Below are 26,989 nucleotides of genomic sequence, written 5' to 3'. Positions count from 1 at the left end.
CCAGAACGACCGCGTACCGAAACGAGGAAGTGCCATGGTAGCGGCGCGGATCACGGTCAACGGGAAGGTCACCCCGATCTCCCCGTCCACCCCGCACACGACGGTCCTGGACTTCCTGCGTGAGCGCGGCCTCACCGGGAGCAAGGAGGGATGTGCCGAGGGCGAGTGCGGCGCGTGTTCGGTCCTGGTGGCCCGGCCCGGGGTGGACAAGCCGACCGACTGGGTGGCGATCAACGCCTGCCTGTCCCCGGTCGCGGCCCTCGACGGCCAGGAGATCATCACCGCCGAGGGGCTCGCCACGCCGGGCGCCCCCGGCACGGCGCCCACCCTGCACCCGGTGCAAGAGGAGATGGCGGTCCGCGGCGGCTCCCAGTGCGGTTACTGCACGCCGGGCTTCATCTGCAGCATGGCCGCCGAGTACTACCGGCCCGGGCGCTGCGCGCACGCCGGGCAGGACGGTGACGCCGACACGGACGCGACCGTCGGCGGCGACGCCGAGCACGGTCCGAACGGCTTCGACCTGCACGCGCTCAGCGGCAACCTGTGCCGCTGCACCGGGTACCGCCCGATCCGCGACGCCGCGTTCGCCGTCGGCGCGCCCGCCGAGGAGGACCCCTTCGCGCAGCGCCGCGAGCAGGCCCCGCCCGCCGCGGCCGTCACCGAGTACGCCCAGGACGACAGCGTCTTCCTGCGCCCGGGCACCCTCGGCGAGGCGACCCGGCTGCTGCGCGAGCGCCCCGACGCGCAGGTGGTCGCCGGCTCCACCGACTGGGGCGTGGAGGTCAACATCCGCTCCCGCCGGGCCGAGTGCGTGATCGCCGTCGACCGGCTGCCCGAGCTGCGGGAGCTGCGCGAGGAGGCCGACCACGTCGAGATCGGGGCGGCCCAGACGCTCACCGAGATCGAGCGCCGGCTGGACGGCCGGGTGCCGCTGCTGGCCGAGCTGTTCCCGCAGTTCGCGTCGCGGCTGATCCGCAACGCCGCCACCCTGGGCGGCAACCTGGGCACCGGCTCCCCCATCGGCGACAGCCCGCCGGTGCTGCTCGCCCTGGAGGCGTCGCTGGTCCTCGCCGACGCGGACGGTGAGCGCGTGGTCCCGCTGGCGGAGTACTTCACCGGCTACCGGCAGAGCGTGCGCCGGCCCGGCGAGCTGATCCGCGCGGTGCGCATCCCGCTGCCGCTGGCGCCGGTGACGGCCTTCCACAAGATCGCCAAGCGCCGCTTCGACGACATCTCCAGCGTGGCGGTCGCCTTCGCCCTCGACGTCGAGGACGGGATCGTCCGCAAGGCCCGCATCGGCCTGGGCGGCGTCGCCGCCACCCCGATCCGCGCGCTCGCCACCGAGGCCGCCCTGGAGGGCAAGCCGTGGGTGACGGACACCGTCGAGGCCGCCGCGCGTGAACTCAAGGCCCAGGGAACGCCCATGAGTGACCACCGGGCCAGCGCCGACTATCGCGCCGCGATGCTCGGCCAGAGCCTGCTGAAGCTGCACGCACAGACCACGGAGGCGGTGTCGTCATGAGCCATCTGTCCGAGCGTCCCGAGAAGCCGGCTGTCGGCGTCTCCATGCCGCACGAGAGCGCCACCCTGCACGTCACGGGTGCCGCGCTCTACACCGACGACCTGGTGTTCCGCACCAAGGACGTGCTGCACGCCTACCCGGTCCAGGTCATGAAGGCCCACGGCCGGATCACCGCGCTGCGCACCGAGCCGGCGCTCGCCGTGCCGGGCGTGGTCAAGGTGCTGACCGTCGCCGACGTGCCCGGCGTCAACGACGCGGGCATGAAGCACGACGAGCCGCTCTTCCCCGAAGAGGTCATGTTCCACGGCCACGCGGTCGCCTGGGTGCTCGGCGAGACCCTGGAGGCGGCCCGGATCGGTGCGGCCGCCGTCGAGGTGGAGCTGGAGGAGAAGCCCTCGCTGCTGACGCTGAAGGAGGCGATCGCGGCCGAGAGCTTCCACGGCGCCCGGCCGGTGATGGTGACCGGCGACGTCGAGGCCGGCTTCGCCGACGCCGCGCACGTCTTCAGCGGCGAGTTCCAGTTCGCCGGCCAGGAGCACTTCTACCTGGAGACGCACGCGGCGCTCGCGCATGTCGACGAGAACGAGCAGGTGTTCGTCCAGAGCAGCACCCAGCACCCCTCGGAGACGCAGGAGATCGTCGCGCACGTGCTCGGCCTGCACAGCCACGAGGTGACCGTGCAGTGCCTCAGGATGGGCGGCGGCTTCGGCGGCAAGGAGATGCAGCCGCACGGCTTCGCGGCCATCGCGGCGCTCGGCGCCAAGCTCACCGGCCGCCCGGTCCGGCTGCGGCTGAACCGCACGCAGGACCTGACCATGTCCGGCAAGCGGCACGGATTCCACGCCGAGTGGAAGATCGGCTTCGACGCGGACGGCCGGATCAGGGCCCTGGACGCCACCCTCACCGGGGACGGCGGCTGGAGCCTGGACCTGTCCGAGCCGGTGGTGGCCCGCGCGCTGTGCCACATCGACAACACGTACTGGATCCCCAACGCCCGCGTCGCCGGCCGGATCGCCAAGACCAACTCGGTCTCCAACACCGCCTTCCGCGGCTTCGGCGGCCCGCAGGGCATGCTGGTGATCGAGGACATCCTCGGCCGCTGCGCGCCGCTGCTCGGCCTGGACCCGATGGAGCTGCGCGAGCGCAACTTCTACGGGCCGGACCAGACGACACCGTACGGTCAGCCGGTCAACCACCCCGAGCGGGTCTCCGTCACCTGGGAGCAGGTCAAGCAGGACGGCGGCATCGCCGACCGCCGGCGCGAGATCGCCGCCTTCAACGCGGCCCACCCGCACACCAAGCGGGCGCTCGCGCTCACCGGCATCAAGTTCGGCATCTCCTTCAACCTCACCGCCTTCAACCAGGGCGGCGCGCTGGTGCTGATCTACAAGGACGGCTCCGTCCTGATCAACCACGGCGGCACCGAGATGGGCCAGGGCCTGCACACCAAGATGCTCCAGGTGGCGGCGACCACCCTGGGCATCCCGCTGCACAAGGTGCGGCTCGCCCCGACCCGCACCGACAAGGTGCCCAACACCTCGGCCACCGCTGCCAGTTCCGGCGCCGACCTGAACGGCGGGGCGATCAAGAACGCCTGCGAGCAGCTGCGCGAGCGGCTCCTGCAGGTGGCCGCCTCCCAGCTCGGCACGAACGCCTCCGACGTGCGGATCGTCGAGGGCGTGGCGCGCGGCCTGGGCAGCGACCGGGAGCTGGCCTGGGACGACCTGGTGCGCACCGCGTACTTCCAGCGCGTCCAGCTCTCCGCCGCCGGCTACTACCGCACCGAGGGCCTGCACTGGGACGCGAAGACCTTCCGGGGCTCGCCGTTCAAGTACTTCGCCTACGGTGCCGCCGCGACGGAGGTGGAGGTGGACGGCTTCACCGGCGCCTACCGCATCCGCCGGGTGGACATCGTGCACGACGTCGGCGACAGCCTCTCGCCGATGATCGACATCGGCCAGGTCGAGGGCGGCTTCGTGCAGGGCGCGGGGTGGCTGACCCTGGAGGACCTGCGCTGGGACACCGGCGACGGCCCGAACCGCGGCCGGCTGCTCACCCAGGCGGCCAGCACGTACAAGCTGCCGAGCTTCTCGGAGATGCCGGAGGAGTTCCACGTCCACCTGCTGGAGAACGCCACCGAGGAGGGCGCGGTCTACGGCTCCAAGGCGGTCGGCGAGCCGCCCCTGATGCTGGCGTTCTCGGTGCGCGAGGCGCTCAGGCAGGCCGCCGCGGCGTTCGGCCCGGCGGGCACCAGCGTGGACCTCGCCTCGCCGGCGACGCCGGAGGCGGTCTACTGGGCCGTCGAGAAGGCGCGCTCGGGTGACGGCACGGACGCCCCGGTCGACGGCCGGGCGCGCGGCGGGAGCAGGATCCCCGTCGGGTCGACCGCGCTCAGCCATGCCTGACATGACCTGGGTGACCGCGGTCGCGCGGTTGCGGGAGCGCCGGGAACCCGGCGTGCTCGTGACCGTCGCGACCGTGCGCGGTCACGCCCCCCGCCGGGCCGGCGCCAAGCTCGTGGTGGGCCGCACCGACAGCTGGGGGTCCATCGGCGGCGGCAACGTCGAGGCCGTCGCGATCGACCGGGCCCGCGAGCTGGTCGGCGCGCTCGACGCGGAGCCGGAGCTGCTGGAGTTCGCCCTCAACGACAAGGTGACCAACCGCCACGGCGTGCAGTGCTGCGGCGGCGTGGTCACCGTGCTGCTGGAGCCGCTGCCGGTCGTCCCGGCGGTGGCGGTGTTCGGCGTCGGGCACGTGGGTCTGGAGTTGGCGCGCATCCTGGCCCGCCAGGAGCTGGACCTGCATCTGGTGGACAGCCGCGCCGAGGTGCTCGCCGAGGAGCGGCTCGCGGTGCTCGGGGACGCGGTGGCGCAGGTGCACGTGCACCACACGCCGCTGCTCCCGGAGGAGGTGCTCGGGGAGCTGACGCCGGGCACGCACGTGCTGATCATGACCCACGACCACGCCGAGGACGCCGCGCTGGTCGACGCCGCGCTGCGGCTGCCGGAGCTGGGCTCGATCGGGCTCATCGGCTCCTCCGCCAAGTGGTCCCGGTTCAAGCACCGCCTGACCACCGAGGGCGGTCACGACGCGGCGGCCATCGACCGGGTCAAGACCCCGATCGGACTGACGGAGATCTCCGGCAAGGAGCCCGCCACCATCGCGGTGAGCGTCGCGGCGGACCTGCTGCGCACCTTCGAGCGGACCGCCGCCGAGCAGCGCCGGATCCGGCTGGCCCACTCGGCGCCGCCGGCGGCCGAGAGCGCGTAGGCCGCGGAGCGGGTGCCGGTCTATTCGGTCGACACCCGCTCCCCCGCTGCGGGAGACTCCGCGCGATGACTGAGCGAACCGACACGCCTCCCGCCTGGGACGAGCGTACGCAGCTGACCACGTTCCTGGACTACGCCCGGGCCACCGCACGCGCCAAGTGCGCGGGCGTGTCCGCCGAGGACGCGCGCAAGGCGCCGCTCCCGGGCTCCCCGCTGATGACGCTGTGCGGGCTGATCAGCCACCTGCGCTGGGTCGAGCACTGGTGGTTCGACGTGGTCTTCCTCGGCGGCGAGCTGGAGGGCCCGCTCACCGAGGCCACCGACGACGACCCCGACCCCGAGATGCGCACGGCGGTCGACGTCCCGCTGCCCCGGCTCCTGGCGGAGTACGAGGAGCAGAACGCCCGCCACCGGCGCCTGGTGGCCGAGCACGGTCTGGAGACCAGGGCCGCGAAGCCGGTCCGCGACGGCCTCCACGTCGACCTGCGCTGGGTGCTCCTGCACTTGATCGAGGAGACGTCCCGGCACAACGGCCACCTCGATGTCGTGCGCGAGCTGCTCGACGGGGAGACCGGCGCCTGATTCACGCCTGGGGCGCGGTCAGGTCGTAGAAGGTGGCGCTCCCGACGGTGACCTTCTGGTACATCTGCTCGACCCAGGACGTGATCTGCGCGGCGGTGCCGTTGCCGCCCATGCGGCCGCCCATGCCGCCGCCGGCGATGAACCAGTGGATCCGCCCCTGCTGCACGTACGCCTTGAACTGGGCGAGCGTCGGCGACGGGTCGGTGCCGTTGAAGCCGCCGATCGCCATGACCGGCTTCTCGGTGGCGAGTTGGTAGCTCGCCGCGTTCTGCGAGCCGACCGAGGCGGCGGCCCAGATGTAGTCGCCGGCGTCCTGTTCCAGCATGGCCTTCGCCTTCGCGCTCACCTGCGCCCCGTCGAGCAGGCCGCCCATCCCGCCACCGCCCCGGCCGGCGCCTTCCGGAAGGGCCGGAAAGGCCCCGCCGGGTGCCCTGCCGCCGCCGGGCGGGGTCGCGCCCCCCGGCATCCCGCGGCCACCGGGCAGCTGACCGCCGGGCATCCCGCGCCCGCCGCCGGACTCGCCGAACCGCGGCGCCCCGCGCCCGCCCGGCATGCCCGTCCGGCCCGCCTCGGCCGGTCCCGCCGTGACGATGGACCCGGTGTGGCCGGAGTTCAGCGTGGTGAGGGTGTACGCCGCCGGGCCGCCCAGGCAGGCGAGGATCGCGAGACCCGCCGCGAGCCGGGCCGGCAGCCGGCCCAGGCGGGGCGGCAGGAGCAGCGCGGCCCCGGCGGCGAGCCCGCCCGCCGGCACCGCCCACCGCAGCCACGGCAGGTAGTCGGGGGTGCGGTCGAGCAGGACGTACGACCAGACGCCGGTGCCGGCGACGGTCGCGGCGAGCGCCGCCCGGGCCGCGATCCGCGCCCGCTCCTCCCAGAGGACCGCCGTGCCCATGCCGACGAGGGCGGCCAGGTAGGGCGCGAGGGCCACGGTGTAGTACTGGTGGAAGATCCCCGCCATGAAGGAGAAGACCCCGGCGGTCGTCAGCAGGGCACCGCCCCAGGCGAGGAAGGCGGCCCGCGCCGGGTCCGCGCGCCGCGCCCGCCAGGTGACCGCGAGGCCGGCCGCGAGCAGCAGCAGGGCGGCGGGCAGCAGCCACGCGATCTGGCCGCCGACCGAGTCGCCGAACATGCGCGTCACGCCGCTCTCCCCGAACATGCCGCCCCCGGGGCCGCCGCCCCGGCCGCCGCCGCCGACGCTGCCGGTCTCGTCGCCGCTGAGCCGGCCGAACCCGTTGTAGCCGAAGGTGAGTTCCAGGAACGAGTTGTGCTGCGAGCCGCCGACGTACGGGCGCGAGGACGCGGGCCACAGTTCGACGGCCGCCACCCACCAGCCGCCGACGACGACCATCACGGCGGCGGACAGGGCCAGTTGGCCGAGCCGCCGGCGCAGCCGCACCGGGGCGCACACGGCGTACACCAGGGCCAGCGGCGGCAGGATCAGGAACGCCTGGAGCGTTTTGGCCAGGAAGGCGAGGCCGACCGCGGCCCCGGCCCAGGCCAGCCACTTCGTCCGGCCGTCCTCGACCGCGCGCAGCACGCAGTACACCGCGGTCGTCATCAGCAGCGCCAGCAGCGCGTCGGGGTTGTTGAAGCGGAACATCAGGGCGGCGACCGGCGTGAGGGCCAGCACCACCACGGCCAGCAGGCCTGCGAGGGCGCTGAACCGGCGGCGCACCGCCGCGTACAGCACCGCGGCCGTGCCGACGCCCATGAGCACCTGCGGGACCAGGACCGCCCAGGAGTTGAGGCCGAAGAGCCGCACGGACAGGGCCATCGGCCACAGTGCGGCCGGCGGCTTGTCGACGGTGATGGCGTTGCCCGCGTCGAGGGAGCCGAAGAAGAACGCCTTCCAGCTCTGGCTGCCCGCCTGCACGGCCGCCGAGTAGAAGGAGTTGGCGGAGCCGGAGGCGCTGAGGTTCCAGAGGTAGGCGAGCCCGGTCGCCAGGAGGAGGGCGAGGAGCACGGGCCGGACCCAGGACGGATCGCCGGGCCGCCGGTCGTCGGACGCGGGCCGGGCGGGCCCGGCCGCGAGGGCCTCCGCGGTGGGGTGGTGCGTGGTCATCGGACGGTCTCCCGGAGGTCGTCGGGGGTGGCGGCGGGGCGGGGCACGGATGCGGCGGAGCGCTGCTCGGGAAAGACCCAGGCCCGCAGGAGCAGGAACCGCAGCACGGTGGCCGCCAGGTTGGCCGAGATCAGGACGGCCAGCTCGGCGCCGTGGGAGTGCCGGGGCCCGGCGGTGTCGAGCGCGGCGAGCGAGCCGCTGGTCAGGGCGAGCCCGATGGCGAACACCACCAGACCCTGTGCCTGGTGCCGCACGGCCCGGGCCCGGCCCCGCACCCCGAAGGTCAGCCGCCGGTTGGCGGCCGTGTTGGCGACGGCGGACAGGAGCAGCGCGAGCGCGTTGGCCGCCTGCGCCGCGACGGCCGTGCGGAAGGCCGAGTACAGCAGCAGGTAGCCGAGCGTGGACAGGGCGCCGACCACGCAGAAGCCGGCGAGCTGTCGGGCGAGGGAGCCGGGCACGCCCGCCACCTCGCGGTCGCGGGGGTCGTCGCCGAACGGCCGGGCGAGGCGGTCGAGCGGCAGGGTGCCGGCCGCCAGGGCCCGGCCCACCCGCCACACGCCCTTGAGGTCCTCGGCCGCCGTCCGCACCAGGCGCACCGAGGAGTCCGGGTCGTCGACCCAGTCCACCGGCACCTCGTGGATGCGCAGCCCGGCCCGCTCGGCCAGCACGAGCAGCTCGGTGTCGAAGAACCAGCCGGTGTCCTCCACCAGGGGCAGCAGGGCCCGCGCCACGTCGCCCCTTATGGCCTTGAACCCGCACTGGGCGTCGGAGAAGCGGGCGTGCAGCGAGCCGCGCAGGATCAGGTTGTAGGCCCGCGAGACGAACTCCCGCTTGGGGCCGCGCACCACCCGCGAGGTGCGGCTCAGCCGGGTGCCGATGGCCAGGTCCGAGTGGCCCGAGATGAGCGGGGCGACCAGCGGGAGCAGGGCGTTGAGGTCGGTGGACAGGTCGACGTCCATGTAGGCGAGGACCGGTGCCGCGGAGGCCGCCCACACGGTGCCGAGGGCCCGCCCGCGCCCCTTCTGCTCCAGGCGCGTGTAGACCACCGAGTCCAGCTCCGCGCACAGCCCGGCGGCGACGGCGGGCGTGGTGTCGGTGGAGGCGTTGTCGGCGATGGTCACCCGGAACGGGTAGGGGAAGGTGCGGGTGAGATGGCCGTGTAGCCGGCGCGCGCAGGGCCCGAGGTCGTCCTCCTCGTTGTACACGGGGACGACCACGTCGAGGACCGGGGAGCCGGGGCCGTCCGGGCGCAGCGGCAGATGGCTCCGCACCGGCAGCGGGCCCGGCGGGCCGGCGGGGGTTCGGGGATCGGTTCGCATGGTCCGACGGTGTCCGGACGCCCTGTCACGGCCGTGTGGTCAGCCTGTCGTACGGCTGTGAATGCGGCGCCCGGACCACGGCGCCGGCGCGGAGAGGCGTGTGCGGCAGGGCCGGCAGGGCCGGTAGGTCGACCGTGAACACGGTGCGGCCCGGCGCGCTCTCGACCCACACTTGTCCCCCGTGCGCCAAGGTGACCGCCCGGACGATCGCGAGGCCGAGGCCGGTGGAGCCGGCGGCGCGGGAACGGGAGGTGTCGCCCCGGGCGAACCGCTCGAAGACGTGCGGCAGCAGGTCGGGCGGGACGCCGGGCCCGTCGTCCGCGACCTCCACGAGCAGCCGCTCCCCCGCCCGGCGCACCCGGGCGGTGACGGTGGTGCCGGGCGGGGTGTGGCTGCGGGCGTTGGCGAGCAGGTTGACCAGGACCTGCGGCAGCCGGGACGCGTCCGCACGCACTCTGGTGTCCTCCGCGTCGGGCAGGGCCAGCCGCCAGACGTGTCCGGGCGCGGCGGCGCGGGCGTCGGCGACGGCGTCGACCACCAGCGGGCACAGGTCGGTGTCCGCGAAGGCCAGCGGCCGCCCGGTGTCCAGGCGGGCGAGGAGCAGCAGGTCCTCCACGAGCCCGGTCATCCGCTCGGCCTCGGACTCGATCCGGCCGAGCGCGTGCCGCGTGTCGGGACCGGCGGGCTCGTGGCCGCGCCGGGTGAGTTCGGCGTAGCCGCAGATGGAGGCGAGCGGGGTGCGCAGCTCGTGGCCGGCGTCGGCGACGAACTGCCGTACCCGCGTCTCGCTGCGGTGCCGGGCGTCGAGCGCGGAGTGGACGTGGTCGAGCATCCGGTTGAGCGCGGCACCCACCTGCCCGGCCTCGGTCCGCGGGTCGGCCTCGGCGTCGGGGACGCGCTCGGGCAGGGCCACCTCGCCTCGGTGCAGGGGCAGTTCGGAGACGCGGGCGGCGGTGGCGGCGACCCGGCGCAGCGGGCGCAGGGCGACGCCGGTCAGCGCGGCGGCGGCGATGCCGGCGGCGGTCAGGCCCGCCGCGGTGACCGACAGCTCTATGACGACCAGGGTGCGGATCGTGCGGTCGACGTCCGCGGTGGGGCGGCCCACGTAGTAGGCGCCGCGCACGCCGTGCGCGTACCGCACACGGTAGTCGCCCCGCCCCGGGAGGGTCACGCGGTGGGTCGCGCCGTCCCGGGGGGCGCCGGCGAGGGCGTCGAGCTGGGTGCGGGTCAGCCGGTCGGCCTGGGTGCGCGCGCCGTCCGCCCCAGTGCGCTCGGTGTTGATCTCGCCGTCCGCCACCGCGGCCCGCCCGGCGCCGTCCACCGTGACACGGGCGCCCACCGTGCCGGCGGTGGCCCCCTTGGTGACGAAGTCGTACGCATCGTCGCCGCCCGGCGGCGGGAAGTGCCCCGCGTCCCGGGGCACGTCCTCGGGGCCGGCGGCCCGCATGGCGATCTGGCCGACCTGGTCGTCGAGTTGGCGGTAGAGGTAGGAGCGCAGGGCGATGGTGGTGACGGACCCGATGACCGCGGCGACCACCGCGATCAGCGCCAGGCTGGACAGGACGAGGCGGGCCCGCAGCGAGCGGGGCCCGGACCGGCGCGGCCGTCCCGCCTCAGGCGCCTGCGCGTCGTTCACGGTGCTGCGACGGCCGGCTTCAGCAGGTAGCCCGCCCCGCGGCGGGTGTGGATCATCGGCTCGCGCCCGGCGTCGATCTTGCGCCGCAGGTAGGAGATGTACAGCTCGACCACGTTGGCCTGGCCGCCGAAGTCGTAGGACCACACCCGGTCCAGGATCTGCGCCTTGCTCAGCACCCGGCGCGGGTTGCGCATCAGGAAGCGCAGCAGCTCGAACTCGGTGGCGGTCAGGTGGATGTGCTGCCCGTCGCGGTACACGTCGTGGCTGTCCTCGTCCAGGGTGAGGTCGCCGACGGTGAGGACCGACTCGCTGCGCCGGTCGCTCGCGCCGGTGCGCCGGATCAGGCCGCGCAGCCGGGCGACCACCTCCTCCAGGCTGAAGGGCTTGGTGACGTAGTCGTCGCCGCCCGCGGTGAGCCCGGCGATCCGGTCCTCGACGGCGTCGCGCGCGGTGAGGAAGAGCACGGGCACGTCCGGCAGGTCGCGGCGCAGCCGGCCGAGGACCGCGAGTCCGTCCATGTCGGGCAGCATCATGTCCAGGACCACGGCGTCCGGCCGGAACGCGCGGGCCGCGCGCAGCGCCCCCTCGCCGTCCTCGGCGGAGCGGAGCTGCCAGCCCTCGTAGCGCAGGGCCATGGAGAGCAGTTCGGTGATGGACTGCTCGTCGTCCACGACGAGCACCCGGACGGGGCCGCCGTCGGGCCGCTTCAGTTCGGTGCGCGCCTGGGGCAGGGAGGTACTCATGCGAGAAGCCTCGACAGTTCCCGTGAGAGCCCCCTTGGCGCAGTCTGTGATTCTGCTGAGAAACCGGGGCGGGGCCTGCCGGCGGCGACTACTGTGCGCATACGCCAGGTCACTCGCGGTGGCCGCCGGTCGGCCGTGACGACGATGCGGAGGATGCGAGGGGGCATTCCCCCCGAGGTCATCCCCACCATGACCGGCATGGTCGTCGCGGCCGGCATCGGGCTGAGCCCCAGCCTGTGGCGGCAGCAGTACGGGGGCTGGACCAAGGCGGAGATGACCCCGCTGGAGGCCACCGCCTTCCTCCTCGCGGAGCACATCAACCGCATCACCCAGGACCAGGACTTCGCCACCCGGCTGATCACCGAGGCGCTGACCAGCGCCGACGAGGACTGACGCGCCCTCAGCTCCGCAGGCCGAGTTCCCGCCCGCCCAGCGGGGCGAACAGCCGCTCCACCTCGGCGTCGGCGACCTCCGCGAGGCCGGCCGGTGACCAGCGCGGGGTGCGGTCCTTGTCGACGACCTGGGCGCGAATACCCTCCACGAGGTCCGGGGCGGTCAGCATGGCGCAGGAGACGCGGTACTCCTGGTCGAGGACCTCCTCCAGGGTGTCGAGCCGGCGGGCGCGGCGCAGTGCGGCCAGGGTCGCCTTCACGGCGGTGGGCGACTTGGCGAGCAGCGTCTCCGCGGCCTCCTTCGCGGCCGGGTCGCCGTGGGCGTGCAGACGGCGGACGATCTCCTCGGTGTCGTCGGCTGCGTAGCAGGCGTCGATCCACTCGCGCCGGCCGGCCAGTTCACCGGGCGGCGCGGGGCGGGCGTGCCGCTCCACGGCCTGCGGGGCGGGCAGTTGCGCCAGGTCGGCCAGGAGGTCCGGCAGCGCGGACGACGGCACGTGGTGGTCGGCGAGCCCGCACAGCAGGGCGTCGCCCGCGCCGATCCGGGCGCCCGTCAGGGCGAGGTGGGTGCCGAGTTCGCCGGGCGCCCGGGAGAGCAGGTAGGTGCCGCCGACGTCGGGGACGAAGCCGATGCCGGTCTCGGGCATGGCGACCAGGGAGCGTTCGGTGACGACCCGGACGCCGCCGTGCGCGGAGACGCCGACGCCGCCGCCCATCACGATGCCGTCCATGACGGCGACGTAGGGCTTGGGGTAGCGGGCGATGCGGGCGTTGAGGCGGTACTCGTCGCGCCAGAAGGCGGCGGAGGCCGTGCCGTCACCGTCCCGGGCGTCATCGTGGATGGCCCGGATGTCACCGCCGGCGCACAGCCCGCGCTCCCCGGCGCCGGTGAGGACGACGGTCTCCACGGTGGGGTCGTGCTCCCAGGCGTCCAGCGCCTCCTGGAGGCGGCGGACCATCTCGTGGGTGAGGGCGTTGAGGGCCCGGGGCCGGTTCAGGACGAGGTGGCCGGCCCGGCCCTCGGTGTGCAGCAGGACGGGCTCGGACTCGTCGCCGGTGACGCGCATGGTGTCGTTGCTTCCTCTCCGCCGGGTGATCGTCTCTCCCCCATCGTCGCTCATGACTCCGGCCGCCTTATTGCACATAGTGCGCAACAACCTATCCTCGGCAAGAAGACCGCGAGAGAGGTGGCCCGGATGCGTTCCCGTTCCCGTGTGGTGCCGGGCGTCGACTCGTCGCACGACGAGGCCGGGGTGGGCCCGGTGCGCGACGGCGGGCCGCCCCGACGGGCGCCGGACACCGGCGTCCACGTGCTGCGCGGTACGGAGCTGCTCCCCCACCTCGGCGCCCTGCGCTCGGTCTACGCCGCCGCCTTCGGCGCGCCGCCCTGGAACGAGGGCGCCGCGCAGGCGGACGCGTTCGTGGCGCGGCTGCGGGCGGACGCCGCGCGGCCGGGGTTCCTCGCGGCGGTGGCGTTCGCCGAGGGCGAGGCCGCCGGCTTCGCCACCGCCTGGACCACGCCCACCCCCTTCCCCGCCGGCCGGTGCTACCCCGAGGTCGCCGCCGGACTCGGCCAGGACCGTACGACCGCCTGGCTGTGCGGAGCCCGCGAGACGGACGAGCTGGCCGTCCGCCCCGACGCGCGCGGCACCGGACTCGCCGCCGCCCTGCTGGCGGCGGTGACCGAGGACGCCCCGGACGGCCGGGCCTGGCTCCTCACCTCGCTGCGCTCACCCCGCGCCATGGCCTTCTACCGCCGCCAGGGCTGGACGCAGGCCACCCACCCCGCCCCCGAAAGCCGGGGGATCGCGGTCTTCCTCGGCCCCCACCACCCCGCCCGGAACGAGGCCGCCCGGCCGCTTTAGCCGGGCGAGCGGCGCATAGGCTCCCGTCGCGGTTTGACCCTCGACCTGGTCGAGGCCGCAGAGTCCCGGACGTGGAGAACGACATGCGCAGCATCGGCGAGATGGCCCGGGACAGCGGCCTGGGCGTGAGCGCCCTGCGGTTCTACGACCGGGCCGGGGTGCTGGTGCCCGCCAGGGTCGATCCGGCGAGCGGCTACCGCTGGTACGCCGACGACCAGCTCGACGAGGCCCGGCTGCTGGCCCGGCTGCGGCGGACCGGCATGCCGCTGGCGGACGTCCGGCTGGTGCTGGCCGGCTGGTCGGGCCCGGACAGCGACCTGGTCAGGGGCCTGATCCAGGCGCACCTGAGGCGTCTGGAACAGCAACTGTCCGACGCACGCGACGAGTTCTCCACGCTCCGCGCGTTCCTCGACGACAGGGAGACACCCATGACCGCGCCACGCTCCACCACCCGCCTCCGGCTCACCGTCGTTGCGGCGGAGCTGGCCGCCGCACTGGACGCGGTCCGCTTCGCGGCCGGCGACGATCCCGACCTCCCGATGCTGACCGGCGTGCTGTTCGACACGGACGGGGACGCCCTCCGCCTCGTGGCCACCGACCGGTACCGCCTTGCGGTCGCCCGCGCCGGCGTCACCGATTCCGAGGGCACCCCGGTCCGGGTCCTCGTCCCCCGGCCGCTCGCCGACGCGATGCGGGCGCTGCTGCCGGACGAGGGCTCCGCGCGGCTCGGCGTGGACGGCGACCGCGTCACCCTGGAGGCCGGCGACCGTCAGGCCGCCGGGCAGTGCCTGCCGTACGACTTCCCCGACTACCGGCGGCTCGTGAGCGTGCCGGCCGGGCGCCGGGTCCTCGTGGACGTGCCGGCCCTGCGTGAGTCGCTCAGGACCGGCCCCGTCCGGCCCGGCCGCACGACCGGTGACCCCCGAGCCGCCGGTGACGTCAGCCTGCTCCGCGTGTCGGACGGGAACACGCTGACGCCGTGCGCCGAGGGCGACGACGCGGGCGACCTCGTCGCCGTGAACCGCGCCTTCCTCCTCGACGCGCTCGACGCCGGCGCCCGGGACCGCCTGGCGGTGGAGGTCGGGGCGCCCACCGCACCGCTGGCCGTCCGCCGCCCCGACGACGAGCAGACCTTCTCCCTGCTGATGCCGGTCCGGCTGGAGGACTGACGGGCCTCACCTGGCGGGCCGCCCGAGGGCCCGCCAGGTGTCGGAGGGGCGGCACGGAATCTCCGTACGAAGCGGTGCGCGCAGTCTTGTCAGGGACATGCACCGCTTCTACAGTCCCCAGCACACCGCTAGGTGGGAGCGCTCCCATATCGGAGGTGCTCCCTCCCCTCGCCCCCTCCCGAGAGGTCCCCCCATGCGAGCGTCACCGCACCAGGCCCGCACCCTGCGCGGTCTCCTCGGAGCACTGCTGACGGCACTCGCCGCCACGGCGTCGCTCCTCGTCGTGGCCGGCCCGGCCCAGGCGGACACCCAGATCTGCGAGCCCTTCGGCTCGACCGTGATACAGGGACGCTACGTCGTCCAGAACAACCGCTGGGGCACCAGCGCCACCCAGTGCGTCACCGCCACCAACACCGGCTTCCGGGTCGACCAGGCCGACGGCTCGGTGCCGACCAACGGCGCCCCGAAGTCGTACCCGTCCGTCTTCAACGGCTGCCACTACACCAACTGCTCCCCCGGCACCGCGCTGCCGGCCCGGCTGAACACCATCGCCGAGGCGCCGACCAGCATCTCCTACAGCTATGTCTCGGGCGCGGTCTACGACGCCGCGTACGACATCTGGCTCGACCCGACGCCCCGCAAGGACGGCGTGAACCGCACCGAGATCATGGTCTGGTTCAACCGGGTCGGCCCGATCCAGCCGGTCGGCTCGCGGGTGGGCTCGGCCGACGTGGCCGGCCGGTCCTGGGAGGTCTGGTCGGGCAACAACGGCGGCAACGACGTGCTGTCCTTCGTCGCCCCGGCCGCGATCACCAGCTGGAACTTCGACGTGATGGCCTTCGTCCGGCAGGCGATCTCGCGCGGCCTGGCCACCGACAGCTGGTATCTCACCAGCGTCCAGGCCGGCTTCGAGCCCTGGCAGAACGGCGCCGGTCTGGCCGTGAACTCCTTCTCCTCCACCGTCCGCACGGGCGGCGGCACCGGCGACCCGGGCGGCCCCGGCACCCCGTCGGCGTGCACGGTGGCCTACGACACCAACGTCTGGCCGGGCGGCTTCACCGCGAACGTCAGCCTCACCAACAACGGTTCGTCGGCTGTCGATGCCTGGCGGCTCGGCTTCGCCCTGCCCACCGGGCAGCAGGTGACCCAGGCGTGGAACGCCACGGTCACGCCGTCGTCCGGCAACGTCACCGCCACCGGGGTGTCCCACAACGCGCGGCTCGAGCCGGGCGCCACGGCGACCTTCGGCTTCCAGGGGACGTACGGCGGCACCTTCGCGAAACCGTCCGCCTTCCGTCTGAACGACGCCACCACCTGTGCCGTGAAGTAACGCCCCTCCCCCGGAACCTGGAGCACCCATGACTCGCACAGCCCGATGGGCCCGAACCTCCTTACGCGGCAGACTGCTCTCCCTCGCGGCGGTCCTGGCCACCCTGCTCGGCGCGCTCGGTGCCACCCTCGTGCTCGGCCAGGGCCGCGCCGAGGCGCACGGCGTGGCGATGCTGCCCGGCTCGCGCACCTACCTCTGCCAACTGGACGCCCTCACCGGCACCGGCGCCCTCGACCCGACCAACCCCGCCTGCAAGGCCGCGCTCGCGCAGAGCGGCGGCAACGCGCTGTACAACTGGTTCGCCGTGCTGGACTCCAACGCGGGCGGGCGCGGCGCCGGTTACGTCCCCGACGGCACCCTGTGCAGCGCGGGCAACCGCTCCCCGTACGACTTCGCCGCCTACAACGCGGCCCGCGCCGACTGGCCCCGCACGCATCTGACGTCCGGGGCGACGATGCAGGTGCAGTACAGCAACTGGGCGGCCCACCCCGGCTCCTTCCGGGTCTACCTGACCAAGCCCGGCTGGTCGCCCACCTCACCGCTGGGCTGGGGCGACCTGGACCTGATCCAGACCGTCTCCAACCCGCCCCAGCAGGGCTCCCCCGGCACCAACGGGGGCCACTACTACTGGGACCTGCGGCTGCCCTCGGGGCGGTCGGGCAACGCGCTGGTCTTCATGCAGTGGGTGCGCTCGGACAGCCAGGAGAACTTCTTCTCCTGCTCCGACATCGTCTTCGACGGCGGCCACGGCGAGGTCACCGGCATCCGCGGCGCGGGAAGCACTCCGACGCCCACGCCCACCCCGACCCCGACACCCACGCCGACCCCGCCGCACACCGGGTCCTGCATGGCCGTGTACTCCGTGCAGAACTCCTGGAACGGCGGGTTCCAGGGCTCCGTCGAGGTCATGAACCACGGGACTGAGCCCCTGAACGGCTGGGCCGTGCGGTGGAAGCCGGGCGCCGGCACCACGCTGTCCAACGTGTGGAACGGCACGGCCACCACGGGCTCCGACGGCACGATCACGGTCCGCAACGCCGACCACAACCGCGTGATCCCACCGGACTCCACCGCCACCTTCGGCTTCACCGCCACGTCCACCGGCGGCAACTTCCCGACGGACACCATCGGCTGCGTGACGCCGTGAGCGAGCACCCCTGAGACGCCCCCGGCGGCCGGCCGCGCCACCGCCCGCCGGGGGTCTCCGAGCGCCCCGAGCACCTCACGTGCCGGTTACGAATCGCACAACCCCTGGTTGCCGGGCGGTGGTCGGGCCACGATGGGGGCATGACTCTGGCCCAGCGCGCCATGGAGCGGCTGCAGACCTGGCCCGATCTGACCTCGGGCGAGGCCAGTTGCGGGACCGGGCGGTCCCTCGGCTCCGCGCGTGACGACATCGTGCACTTCCACACCGGGCGGGACGTGGACCTCCACCTCACCCGCCGGGCCATCCAGCGCCTGCACCACGACCTCGACGGCTCCACCGCCATCCACCTGGTGCCGGGCTCCCGCTGGGTGACCGTCCACCTGGACTGCGAGGCGGACGTGGACCTGCTCCTGAGCCTGGTGAGCATGGCGTTGAAGGCCCATCAGGCGGTGCCGCAGGGGCCGAGGGACGAGTCGCCGCGCGGGTGCAACTTCCACCGGGTGACCGTTCTGCCCCGGGTCGGCCCGGGCGCGGGCTGAGCCGACCCCGGTCTTGGCCATTCCGTCCAACATTCCCTGACATCGTCCTCTATCTGGACCGACGGCACCGGGCAGACCTGGCCACTGCCCAGCTTCGGCGTCACCCGGCACCTGCGGCGGATGATCCGCACCTGCTGGGGGCTAGGCCGCCTGCCGGCGTTCGCCGACCTCAAGCTCTGGAAGTGGGCGCACATGCTCGGCTTCCGGGTTCACATCTCCACCAAGTCACGCCGCTACTCCGTCACGCTCGGCGCGCTGCGCGACGCCCACCGCACCTGGCGTACCGAACAAGCCCGCGCCCACCCCGGCCTCCTCGAACCGGATCCGACGACCACGCTCGTCATCGGCCACTGGAACTACCTCGGCTCGGCTACAGCGCCGGCGCCGCGCCACTCGCCGCCGCCGTATGGCACCGCACGGAACGAGAACGGCAGTTCACGGCCGAAGGGGGCTGCTGCTGGCCTCGCCCCCGACCAGCGTTCCCGGTGCGGAGGCGGGACCGACGCCGGATCTGCTCACGGTCACCAGGTGATGGCCCGCCTCCAACTCGGCCGCCCCGCCGTTACGACCTGCTCCGCTCCGGCCAGCTCACCTCGATCACCCTCGGCCGCGCCCGCCGCATCGCCGCTCACCGACTACATCCGCACCCGCCTCGACCAGCAAGCTGCCTGATGACCATGCCGCGCCCCGCCGCCTCCCGCCGCACCCGTTCCCGTGCCAACGGAGACGGCACCATCTACCAGCGCAAGGACGGCCGCTGGCAAGCCGCCGGATACGTCCTCGCACCCGGCAACACCCGCAAGCGCATCCGCGTCTACGGCACAAGCCGGAAGGAAGCCCTGGGCAAGCTCACCAAGAAGATCGCCGCGAGCAACTCGGGCTGCCCGTCGCAGTATCCGACTGCACCGTGAGTGACTACCTGACGTACTGGCTGAACAGCATCGCCGTTCACCAGGTCCGGGAGCACACCCACACCCGCTACGCCGCCTGCATCCGTCTCCACCTCATCCCCGGCCTCGGCGCGAAGAAGCTCGCCCGGCTCACCGCCCGCGACGTCCGCTCCTTCCTCGACCACCTCCGCGTGCCCTGCCAGTGCTGCATACATGGACGGGACACCGCCCGGCACTCCTGCTGCGCCATCGGCCAATGCTGCGACAAGCGGCTCTCGCCACTGACCGTGGCCTACGTCCACTCGGTTCTCAAGCCCGCACTTGAGCACGCCGTCCGCGAAGACGACCTGCCCCGCAATGTCGCCCGAAACGTCAAGACCCCCGCGCCCCGCCCCCGGCGCTTCAAGCCCTTCACCGCGAGCGAGGCCCGGCAGTTCCTCCAGGCCGCCAGCGGCGACCGGCTTCACGCGCTGTACGAACTCGCCCTGCGCACCGGCCTCCGCAAGGGCGAACTCCTCGGCCTGCACCGGGAAGACCTCGACCTCGACGCGGGAACCGCCGCCATCCACCGCTCCCTCCAGCGCACTCGCACCGGCGGCCTGACCATCCTGCACACCAAGACCCGCGCCTCTGAACGCCGTTTCGCGCTGCCCACCGAATGCATCAACTCTCTCAAGATCCACTAGGCGCGGCAGCAGGAAGATCGTCAGGCTGCGGGATCACGATGGGCGGACAACGGTCTCGTCTTCACCACCCCGGTCGGCAGGCCCTTCGATCCCACCAACCTCACACGCCGCTTCCGCCGCCTCCTCGAACGCGCTGGCCTTCGCGTGATCCGCTTCCATGACCTCCGGCACTCGACCGCCACCCTCCTCCTGGAGCAGGGCATCGACCTCGTCGTGATCAAGGAGCTGCTCGGCCACGCCCACATCGGCGTGACGGCCGGCGCCTACGCCCACGTCCGACTCCGCCTCCAGCGCCAAGCCATCGACAGCCTCGGCGAAGCTCTCAGCCCTGGCAGCGACGGCCCCGACTTCCCACCCGTCGTCCGCTGACGTTGCCGTCACCGTTGCCGTCAAACGCCCGTAGAGGCCCCGCTGGAAAACTCCAGCGGGGCCTCTACATTTCAATCTCTATCGCCTTCGAAGGCAGGTTACCTACTCCGGCGAGATTCGCTGGATAACTGGGTTTGCCGACAATCCAGGAATCTCTGTAACCAATCGCGAATGCGCTTCCCGAAGGAATCGAAGAACTTCACCCACGAGCTCTTCACGTCCCACTGCTCCGTGCATTGGATGCTTCGACGAACTCACCGCAACCAGATCGCCATCTTGACGCAGATGAATCACCTCTTCGCTTTCAGTGAAACCGAATGCGGCATCTTCACCTGACGAGATGCGCTTCACCGCACCAGAGAGAGACAAGGCCAGATCGACGAGAGTCACAAATCTCTTCTTTGAGACGATCTCAACGTCGCCAACCATCAGTTCGAAATTCACCCCGAAGCACTTATAGCGGAGGTCCATTTCGCTGATCGCGACCGGATCGCCCTGCTTGGCGGCGTCCCAGGTCTTGGTCCAGGCTGAACCCGGCTCCGGGAGGTAGAAGGAGAGTTGAATCACGCTTTTCCTCACTTGCTACTCACTTAGTACGGAAACGCCGTCACGACTTTTCCGTCGTTAACGATTACGCGGACACCGGTTAGCTCGCCTCCACCATTCGCCGGGCCCGCCCTCCCGACAGGGGTTCCGAAATCCCACTCGTAGATTTGACCAGGCCGCGCCTCGCGTGTAACAGGGTCCGGAGTATTGGGCTTCGGCGTCCCCCGGTTGATAGTGTCGGCTATTCGCTGGCGAACGTGCTTTGCCTTACCAGTGAAGATCCCAGCGGCATCGTCCACCAGTGCACCTCCAGGCCGGTGACGGTCCACGATGTGCTGCCAGTCGCCGTTTTCCAGCGCCGCGGTTCCACACAGGCCATTCGAATTGTGCACCAGGACCGGCGTGTCCCCCGCCAGCACATAGTACGTGTGCAGACCGCTGATCGTGAGGTTGTACGTTCGGGCGCTTGCAGTGAAGGCGCGGTTGCCCGTGACGATGACAGTGGCGCCCTCGTCAGTCAGGAGAGTCATCCCCGACTTCAGGTTTTTAGCGTCTACCCACGCATGCTCAGAAGGTGACCAGAATGGGTGTTCGTCAGTGGCCGTCAGATGTTCGACACCGCCACGGGTGGCAATGGACAGCTCATTGAAGAATTTGTCGCTGTCTGTAATTATGAGGCGGGTGACCTTCCGTGGGCCTCTTTTGCCGGTTTTTGGGTCTCCGGCAAGAACCACGTCGCCGACCTTAACATCCTCGATGTTCTTGGTCTTTCCGCTTGCCAGAAGAACGTTCGTGCCGGCCAGGAAACATTTACAGTGACTGGCTTCCTTGGCGACCTTGCCCAACTTCTCCAACTTGGCGATCTTGGCAAACTTCGCGAAAGGCAAGTCTGCCAGAATCCAGCCGCATTCACCCTTGACGTCTTGGGAGCAGTCCCCGGCTAGGTCATAGTCGAAAACAAGCTCTTTGAATGTCTCCTTAAAAGCGGTGAGCAGGTGGTTCTCCCCTTCGGGGAGAATGCCCAACACCTTGTCGCCATTTCTGAGCATAGTTTGATGGACGACAGCCTTATGCGTTCCATCAACTCGTGTAGTTGTGATGACTACCGAGTAGTCGTTACGGGAATGCATGTGCGTGTCTGTCCCGTGGAATGTAAACTTCCCAGGGTCGTCCTGTGTAAACCGCTCCTCGTACCCACCCGGGCAGTGGCCTTCCCGACCACAGAGGCTTTCTGGCCTCAATCCTGAAGGATCGTTCTTCGAGGCGGGATTGTTGTTGGCGTAGGTGTAGCCGTTGATCTGCTGGGGGTCGGCCAGGTCCATCACTGGATCGACACTGAGGAAGCGGCCAGTGAACGGGTCGTACTCACGAGCACCTAGGTGAGTCAGACCAGTGGCGTCGGCGTCGTCAGTGCCACCAACGAAGCCTTTGTCTCCAGGCCAGAGATTGGTGTCATCACCCCGACGGCCGCCGAACGGCAGGGTTCTGCGCTGGGAGAGGGTTAGGTCCGCAAGTCCGATCGCGAGTTGACCTGTGCCCAGGTGGTCGGAGATGGTGACGTCGACTTTGCCGTCGTCCGACTGGACGGCCTGGCTCCCACCCCCGAGATCGATATAACGGGTGGCCTTGGCCCTAGTTGCCCCCTTGGGGAGGACAAGTTCAGTGTTTCCGATGTAGATCGTGGTTCGATTCGGTTCGCGGGCTATGAGGCGGTTGCCGTCGGGGTCGTACAGGTACTCGGTAACCTTGCCCTCTTTACCTGCGACGGGCTGAGTGACCTTCGCCAGATGCCCCTCCGCGTCCCATTCCAGTACCTGGTCCTCACCAGCTTCAGGACGCGCGATGGTGTTGCCGGCGTCGTCGTAGATGTAGCCGGCTGTCATAGTTCCCGAGGGGCCTGTCTCAGTGACCGAACTCAGAGTGTGCGGCTGATTGGCGCCAACCGCGGGATAGGTGTATTTGCGCTTGATGTCCCTACTGGTGATTCCCGCGAGATCGTGGACCGTTTCGCTCGTTCGATTACCCGTTTTGTCATAGGTGTAGGACTGCCAGTACGGAGCAACACCCTTGGCTGAGCCCGTAGTCGGCGCGCTCTGGCAAGTGGAATCAGCTTCGGTCCACGCTTCACTTACCCGCTGCAGGTAGTCAAAGGTGAAACATTGATTGTCGGTTCCCGCACGGGATACGTCAGAAACGGACAAGACATTGCCTGCCTCGTCATAGCGGTAAGTATTGAACCGGTCGACGCCTACGACATCCTGTCGGTCGACGCGGGATGTGGCCAGGCGCTGCGTGCCCCATTCATAGGTGTTCGTGACTGACGCCTTCTTCGATCCCTGTGCGCTGGCGCCATAGAGATACTGCAGCGGTTTACCCGTCTGGGAGTAAGTGACGTTTGACTCGAATCCGTCGCCCAGGATGGTGGTTGGACGCAGCGTGTTGTCGTAGCTGTAGGCATAAGAGCCACCGGGAAGTGAGCCGACCGCAGAGTAGGAGACACCTGCCGCAAGACCAGAGGGCTTATAGCTGGTGCCTGTCTGGTAGGTACCAGCCAGGGCCGTTCCTTCGCTGGCCGGGATGGTAATTGCTGTGCGGATGGGACGGTAAAGCTGATCGTACTGGGTGACCTTGCTGGTGTAGGCCGAACCCTTGACGTATCGGGTGGCCGAAGCAAGTTGGCCCTTGGCCCCCGCGATTGTGTCATAAGCCCACTCCGCGCGGAGTGTGCCGGAGACGCTACCGTCTCTCAGTTGAGTCTGCCTACCCAGTTGGTCATAAGCATGGTAAAGGACCGTATTCCGGGCGTCAGTGGTAGTGGTGATCTGCCCGCGGTCGTCGTACTGGCTTCGAGTGGTCCCCCTGTCTGGGTCGTCGACCTTAACCTGCCGCCCCAGCTGATCGTAGCTGTAGGACCACACATTCCCGACCTGGTCGGTTACCTTCGCCAGTTGGTCAGTCAGGGTGTAGGTGTACTTCGTGCTGTCGTAGTCGGCGTCGGCACTTCGCATCCGGTGCTGGCGCAATTCCACCGTATTTCCGCGGATGTCTGTCAGTGTTGTGGTGGCCGTACCTCCTTGGGGAGGAATGACGGTAGTGCGGTCGCCGCCATATACGGTCTGGACAACGCCGAGGGTGTCGCCGCCGTCGCTATTGCCGGCGATCCGCCTCGCCTCGATCTCCCGTCCAAGACCGTCGTAGGCGTGCCATGTCTGAGTCTCGACACTCAGTGCGTCTGCGGGCGGGAAGAGGGTCCGATTGGGTGGCCCTTCGGCGTAATAAGTCGCGAATTCCTTGGACGTTAGACCCCGTTCGTCGTAGAACGTGTCTGCGACGAGTCGGCCTCCGTCTGGCCCGATGCCCTGAGTCTGTCGTGTGCGCAGCAGACCGTCGTACAGCGTGTACGAGGGAATCTGGGCGCCGCTGTTGTCGAGTGTCAGCGTACGAACAGCGGCCGGGGCGGTGTCCTCGACGAAGTAGTCGTAGTCCAAGGACGGTGCCTGCCCAGTCTTGCGATCCGCGAGCCAGACCTTGTCGCTGCGTCCGAGAGCATCGTACGTGAGACTCGTGATCTTGCCGTTGGTGTCCTTGTGCATGACCGGCTCGCCCCGCCGCGGGTCGAAGGTCGTGACGGTGCTCTGCGCGGTGGAGGGGTCGGCCGCCTTGGCTGGTGGCGTCGTTGTCGTCACCGTTGTGGGAAAGCCAATGGTCGGACTGTACGTGGTGACAGTGGTCAAGCCGTCCTGGCGGGCCGTACGCGTAGGTGTGCCGCCCTCGGTAGCGGTGACATTGGCGGTCAAGTCAGTAGCAGTCAGCTGACGGCCGTATGCGTCGTAAGTATGGCCCGTCTCCAGGTAAGTTGCCCGGGCCCCGTCGTGCTTGCTGAGCTTGGCGGCGGCGGTGACGTCGCCCTTTGTGGGGGCTGCCCCGTACGTACGGCCGTCGTATGCCGTACGTACGTCGGACAGCACGTCCTTGCTACGGTCCGGTGTGCCAGAGCAGTCGCCAACAACCGTCTCGACCCTTGAGGCGAGGGTGAGGATGTTCACGTCAGTGTTGGTGGCGTAGGCGGTACGTGTGCAGGTGTTGTCAGCAACGCCGGTCTGCCCGTAATCATTTGTCTGAATAAGCCGGCCCGCGACGGTGTCGTACGTCATGGCCGTTTCAGCAGTGCGCCATTCCAATCCGGCCCCGTCGTCGAGAGACGTCATTGTCTTCTCGTCAGCGGTACCGGTGAAGTTTGAGGTCACCGTGCCCCAGGAGCGTTCCCGCCTACCCGTCTGATAATGCCAGGGTCGTTGGATGCTCTTTTCAAGGATTTTCCCCCCCGGCCGGGAGTAACTTTCGGTCTTGTAGGTGAATCCGACCGCCGACTCGTGGTCAGTGATCGGGTCGCCTTCACCCGAGCCTAGGGTGACAGTAACTGCTTTCGTGCCTCCGGAAGCCGCCTTGCGGTCTCCGTCCATGCCGCGCAGGAAGTAGCTGTCCTGCTGTGATTTCAGTGCGCCAGGGCCACCTTCACCGCCGGTCATGACTCGCGCATGACTGTATCCCCGCCACTGCGACCAGGTTTTGTTCTTCTGCCGGGTCAGGCCGTCGTCATCGTCCCAGTGCCAGGCTGCACCGCCCAAATACTGATAGTTGGTGACAGCGTCGGGAGCCCCACCGGTCCGGTCGGTCGCCGTTACCGAGGTGACGACATATTTATTGAACCACTGCAGCTCGGGATCTTTAGTGTCCGAGCCTCCGATCAGCTCGGGGAAGCATCGCGTGGTGTTCGTCTCGGGGATCGGCAGATGAGACGCATCGCAGTCGGGCGCCGAGTAGTTGATGTCAGTCTGACCGCCGAATTCGTCTGCGATGGTGGAAAGACGACCTTTGACATAAGGTGCATAGCCATCACCAATCTTGTCCAGACGATTTGCGAGCTGAGTGTAGGCCAAGGTGGTTTTCGGCAAGGTGACCGGCGTGTCACCGGCACGGCCGGTCTTCTGAATGGAGTCGAGCAACAATTGGTAATCGACGTCCGCTTGGCCCCAGCGGTATGACAGAGTCCACGAGTCGACGGGGGCATAGCTACCGTCGCTCTTGAGGACCTCGGTAGTGATCGCGGCCAGTCGTTTTCGGGTCCAGAATGTTGGCGAGAGCCTGCCTTTGTCACAGTCACTGCCAGCTTCGCAGTTCATGTCCCAAGGGGTGTCGTACCAGTAGAAAGCGTCGTCAGCGATCGACGAGCAGGTGTTAGAACCGTTGGGAATGCACCTCTCGGAGTTGGCGAAGTCTACCTTGGCAAGTGGCTTAGAACTGTAGAATTTGGCCCAATCAGAACCATACTCGATACGGTCCAGATAACCGCCGCGCGTGTAACGGGTGTCGTCGGATGCCTTCAGGTTACGACCGTAGGAGTTGTCTTCCTTGTTATAGAAGTAGGCGATGGCGTTGCCGTGGGCATCGATCGCGTAATCCAGATTCCAGCGCCACGCCTGCTGGCACCATGAGCTCGCGAAAGTTGTGGCGTGACAGGGTTCGCCGGCGTCGTCTCCGTAAACTGGGACGGTCCAGGTGGAGTCGGTTGCCTCGTCGCCATCGGTCCAACCGTTCAGCCGGTTGTAACCGAAATAATAACGATTGCCCTGCGGGTCGGTGACACGCCAGTACTCGTTGTCATTGTCGCTGTTACCTCGGTCGGTCTGTCGCAGTCGTGCGATGCGGGTTCCGTCGTCGTGCTTGAGCCGATAATCATCCGTACCCACCGGAACCAGTTCGCTGGCTTTACCGTTGAACGTGATGTAAGCATTGTCGTAACCCCAGCACAGGTCTCCGGGCTTGTTGATGCCGTCGGCGGCTGTTTGCCCGTCGTCGCTGCAGGGTTTGTAGCGCCGCTCGATTGATCCGGGCCAGAGTTGGAAACCGTCGCCAGCCCAGGATGACTGGTTGTTGCTATTTCCGGTACGACCGTCGATCGACCCAGAAGAGTAAGCAAGACGCAGGTCCGGACTCATACCCCCAGGAACATTGGGTACCGGGAACTCATATGACCACGTGAAGGTACCGGTGCTGAGGTCGGTACCCCAAGTCGACGAGGCCGACAGCGGAGTGGCCTTGTAGTCACCAGTCTTGCCACTGTCGCCAGCCACCGCCGCCAGTACTGTTGGTACCGACGACTGCACGGACACCGCCGATGCAGTCAGCGTTCGTGCCTCAGCGTCGTTCTTCGTAATGACTGGGAGGACAGTACGGCAGGCGTCCTTCGCTGGCGTTTTCAGGACGCATGCCGGCAGCTCAATAAGTTCAAGCCGGGAGGTGTAGGAGCCACCGTACGCCTGCGCGAAGGAGGAGTAGTCGACAGTCGTGCCCACCACGCCGACGGAGTCTTTGTCTCTCGCCTCCAAGGTGAAGAGCAGCCCATCGACACCAGCTTTCTTCGCGATGTCTCTGCCTAGCACCGTGGCTTCCACGCTACCGCCGGTCGCGGACTTGACCCGGTGGGCAGGGGTGTTCAGCCCTAGAGGGAGGTCTCTCGCCTTGACCAGAACGCCCGCCGTGTTCTGCGGCTCATCCAAAGTCACCACGGCCGACCCCGCAGCGGGCCAATCTGCCTTCGGCTCTGCATTTGGTGTCCGAGGCCCCCGCTGCAAGGTTCGAGGCTTCACATTGATAGGCGCTCCGGCAGCAACGGGCTTGTCAGGATCCGTGACATTGGGGGCCTTTGTTCCGACCGCGTCTGCAGTGGATGCGAATGTCACTGCTTGCAACAAGGTAGCGATCATGACCGTCGACGCACCCAGTGCGACTCTTCGTCGCATGGTGAAGGCACGACGTGATCGCGTTGTACCGTACATGGGCTTTCCTATCTCCATCAACTGGCGCCACCCTCGTGGTGCACGCAGATCTTGATTCGAGAGGTAGAAGTAGGGTGTGTGCAC

At 69.8% G+C, this 26,989-nt stretch carries 17 protein-coding genes and 2 pseudogenes; 12 read left to right on the top strand and 7 right to left on the bottom strand.

All coding sequences use genetic code 11. The features are described from left to right. The first annotated feature begins 34 nt into the window (after positions 1–34). From ACGFZL_RS09675 to ACGFZL_RS09660, 4 genes are all read left to right on the top strand, one after another. Positions 35–1,522 carry a xanthine dehydrogenase small subunit gene (locus tag ACGFZL_RS09675; RefSeq protein WP_393690336.1) on the top strand — a complete coding sequence of 496 codons (1,488 nt, stop codon included), beginning with the start codon at positions 35–37 and terminating at the stop codon, positions 1,520–1,522. After that, the gene (xdhB, locus tag ACGFZL_RS09670; protein WP_393690335.1) at positions 1,519–3,927 is read left to right on the top strand and encodes a xanthine dehydrogenase molybdopterin binding subunit; all 2,409 of its coding nucleotides are present in this window, start codon (positions 1,519–1,521) and stop codon (positions 3,925–3,927) included. Before ACGFZL_RS09675 ends, xdhB begins: the two co-directional genes overlap by 4 nt. 1 nt (position 3,928) lies before the next feature. Beyond that, positions 3,929–4,792, top strand: coding sequence for a xanthine dehydrogenase accessory protein XdhC (xdhC, locus tag ACGFZL_RS09665; protein ID WP_393690334.1), 864 nt, complete (start codon positions 3,929–3,931; stop codon positions 4,790–4,792). A 65-nt stretch (positions 4,793–4,857) separates the two neighbouring features. Next, entirely contained in the window at positions 4,858–5,373 is a 516-nt protein-coding gene (locus ACGFZL_RS09660) for a DinB family protein (RefSeq protein ID WP_393690333.1), read from the top strand. A 1-nt stretch (position 5,374) separates the two neighbouring features. Here the strand turns inward: ACGFZL_RS09660 and ACGFZL_RS09655 are convergent, their stop codons facing one another. The 4 genes from ACGFZL_RS09655 to ACGFZL_RS09640 are packed head-to-tail and all read right to left on the bottom strand — an operon-like array spanning position 5,375 to position 11,133. After that, a complete protein-coding gene (locus ACGFZL_RS09655) occupies positions 5,375–7,435 on the bottom strand; it encodes an ArnT family glycosyltransferase (protein WP_393690332.1) in 2,061 nt (686 codons plus the stop codon). Beyond that, positions 7,432–8,754, bottom strand: a complete 1,323-nt coding sequence (locus ACGFZL_RS09650; protein ID WP_393690331.1) for a glycosyltransferase — start codon at positions 8,752–8,754, stop codon at positions 7,432–7,434. The genes ACGFZL_RS09655 and ACGFZL_RS09650 overlap by 4 nt, the downstream gene beginning before the upstream one ends. 25 nt (positions 8,755–8,779) lie before the next feature. Beyond that, positions 8,780–10,390 (bottom strand): sensor histidine kinase, encoded by a 1,611-nt coding sequence (locus ACGFZL_RS09645; protein WP_393690330.1) that lies wholly within the window; start codon positions 10,388–10,390, stop codon positions 8,780–8,782. Then, the gene (locus ACGFZL_RS09640) at positions 10,387–11,133 is read right to left on the bottom strand and encodes a response regulator transcription factor (protein WP_355169317.1); all 747 of its coding nucleotides are present in this window, start codon (positions 11,131–11,133) and stop codon (positions 10,387–10,389) included. Before ACGFZL_RS09640 ends, ACGFZL_RS09645 begins: the two co-directional genes overlap by 4 nt. Before the next feature lie 135 nt (positions 11,134–11,268). Between ACGFZL_RS09640 and ACGFZL_RS09635 the strand changes: the two are divergent. Further along, a pseudogene (locus ACGFZL_RS09635) lies at positions 11,269–11,526 on the top strand (hypothetical protein); the annotation flags it as partial. Between the two features lie 7 nt (positions 11,527–11,533). On the opposite strand, the gene ACGFZL_RS09630 reads toward ACGFZL_RS09635, so the two are convergent. Next, entirely contained in the window at positions 11,534–12,592 is a 1,059-nt protein-coding gene (locus ACGFZL_RS09630; protein WP_393690604.1) for an enoyl-CoA hydratase/isomerase family protein, read from the bottom strand. 129 nt (positions 12,593–12,721) lie between these two features. Between ACGFZL_RS09630 and ACGFZL_RS09625 the strand changes: the two genes are divergently transcribed. The 7 genes and pseudogenes from ACGFZL_RS09625 to ACGFZL_RS09595 all read left to right on the top strand — a co-directional run bounded on the left by ACGFZL_RS09625 (position 12,722) and on the right by ACGFZL_RS09595 (position 19,520). Further along, positions 12,722–13,390, top strand: a complete 669-nt coding sequence (locus ACGFZL_RS09625) for a GNAT family N-acetyltransferase (RefSeq protein WP_393690329.1) — start codon at positions 12,722–12,724, stop codon at positions 13,388–13,390. A gap of 71 nt (positions 13,391–13,461) precedes the next feature. Next, positions 13,462–14,559: a MerR family transcriptional regulator gene (locus ACGFZL_RS09620; protein ID WP_393690328.1), complete on the top strand. Its 1,098-nt coding sequence runs from the start codon at positions 13,462–13,464 to the stop codon at positions 14,557–14,559. A 193-nt stretch (positions 14,560–14,752) separates the two neighbouring features. Then, on the top strand, positions 14,753–15,889 hold the full coding sequence (locus ACGFZL_RS09615; protein WP_393690327.1) for a GH12 family glycosyl hydrolase domain-containing protein: 1,137 nt from the start codon (positions 14,753–14,755) through the stop codon (positions 15,887–15,889). Positions 15,890–15,917: 28 nt separating this feature from the next. Next, positions 15,918–17,036 carry a lytic polysaccharide monooxygenase gene (locus ACGFZL_RS09610; protein ID WP_393690326.1) on the top strand — a complete coding sequence of 373 codons (1,119 nt, stop codon included), beginning with the start codon at positions 15,918–15,920 and terminating at the stop codon, positions 17,034–17,036. A gap of 140 nt (positions 17,037–17,176) precedes the next feature. After that, positions 17,177–17,575, top strand: a complete 399-nt coding sequence (locus ACGFZL_RS09605; RefSeq protein WP_393690325.1) for a luciferase family protein — start codon at positions 17,177–17,179, stop codon at positions 17,573–17,575. 120 nt (positions 17,576–17,695) lie between these two features. Next, positions 17,696–18,247 (top strand): replication initiator, encoded by a 552-nt coding sequence (locus tag ACGFZL_RS09600; protein ID WP_393690324.1) that lies wholly within the window; start codon positions 17,696–17,698, stop codon positions 18,245–18,247. Next, positions 18,247–19,520, top strand: a pseudogene (locus ACGFZL_RS09595) (tyrosine-type recombinase/integrase). Before ACGFZL_RS09600 ends, ACGFZL_RS09595 begins: the two are co-directional and overlap by 1 nt. Before the next feature lie 102 nt (positions 19,521–19,622). On the opposite strand, the gene ACGFZL_RS09590 reads toward ACGFZL_RS09595, so the two are convergent. Both ACGFZL_RS09590 and ACGFZL_RS09585 read right to left on the bottom strand, forming a co-directional pair. Next, complete coding sequence (locus ACGFZL_RS09590) at positions 19,623–20,087, bottom strand: hypothetical protein (protein WP_393690323.1); 465 nt, start codon at positions 20,085–20,087, stop codon at positions 19,623–19,625. Positions 20,088–20,110: 23 nt separating this feature from the next. Beyond that, a complete protein-coding gene (locus ACGFZL_RS09585; RefSeq protein WP_393690322.1) occupies positions 20,111–26,833 on the bottom strand; it encodes a polymorphic toxin-type HINT domain-containing protein in 6,723 nt (2,240 codons plus the stop codon). Between the last annotated feature and the right edge of the window lie 156 nt (positions 26,834–26,989).

The sequence above is a fragment of the Streptomyces sp. NPDC048182 genome, from assembly GCF_043202555.1.
Lineage (GTDB): Bacteria > Actinomycetota > Actinomycetes > Streptomycetales > Streptomycetaceae > Streptomyces.
Note: the sequence above shows the minus strand (reverse complement) of the source record. Positions and strands in the feature narration are given on the sequence as shown.

What these genes read in the sequence shown, in the direction of transcription:
- ACGFZL_RS09675 (WP_393690336.1), top strand. Translation starts at nt 35, where the DNA reads ATGGTAGCGGCGCGGATCACGGTCAACGGGAAGGTCACCCCGATCTCC.
- xdhB (WP_393690335.1), top strand. Translation starts at nt 1,519, where the DNA reads ATGAGCCATCTGTCCGAGCGTCCCGAGAAGCCGGCTGTCGGCGTCTCC.
- xdhC (WP_393690334.1), top strand. Translation starts at nt 3,929, where the DNA reads ATGACCTGGGTGACCGCGGTCGCGCGGTTGCGGGAGCGCCGGGAACCC.
- ACGFZL_RS09660 (WP_393690333.1), top strand. Translation starts at nt 4,858, where the DNA reads ATGACTGAGCGAACCGACACGCCTCCCGCCTGGGACGAGCGTACGCAG.
- ACGFZL_RS09655 (WP_393690332.1), bottom strand. Translation starts at nt 7,435, where the DNA reads ATGACCACGCACCACCCCACCGCGGAGGCCCTCGCGGCCGGGCCCGCC.
- ACGFZL_RS09650 (WP_393690331.1), bottom strand. Translation starts at nt 8,754, where the DNA reads ATGCGAACCGATCCCCGAACCCCCGCCGGCCCGCCGGGCCCGCTGCCG.
- ACGFZL_RS09640 (WP_355169317.1), bottom strand. Translation starts at nt 11,133, where the DNA reads ATGAGTACCTCCCTGCCCCAGGCGCGCACCGAACTGAAGCGGCCCGAC.
- ACGFZL_RS09630 (WP_393690604.1), bottom strand. Translation starts at nt 12,592, where the DNA reads ATGCGCGTCACCGGCGACGAGTCCGAGCCCGTCCTGCTGCACACCGAG.
- ACGFZL_RS09625 (WP_393690329.1), top strand. Translation starts at nt 12,722, where the DNA reads ATGCGTTCCCGTTCCCGTGTGGTGCCGGGCGTCGACTCGTCGCACGAC.
- ACGFZL_RS09615 (WP_393690327.1), top strand. Translation starts at nt 14,753, where the DNA reads ATGCGAGCGTCACCGCACCAGGCCCGCACCCTGCGCGGTCTCCTCGGA.
- ACGFZL_RS09610 (WP_393690326.1), top strand. Translation starts at nt 15,918, where the DNA reads ATGACTCGCACAGCCCGATGGGCCCGAACCTCCTTACGCGGCAGACTG.
- ACGFZL_RS09605 (WP_393690325.1), top strand. Translation starts at nt 17,177, where the DNA reads ATGACTCTGGCCCAGCGCGCCATGGAGCGGCTGCAGACCTGGCCCGAT.
- ACGFZL_RS09600 (WP_393690324.1), top strand. Translation starts at nt 17,696, where the DNA reads ATGATCCGCACCTGCTGGGGGCTAGGCCGCCTGCCGGCGTTCGCCGAC.
- ACGFZL_RS09585 (WP_393690322.1), bottom strand. Translation starts at nt 26,833, where the DNA reads ATGATCGCTACCTTGTTGCAAGCAGTGACATTCGCATCCACTGCAGAC.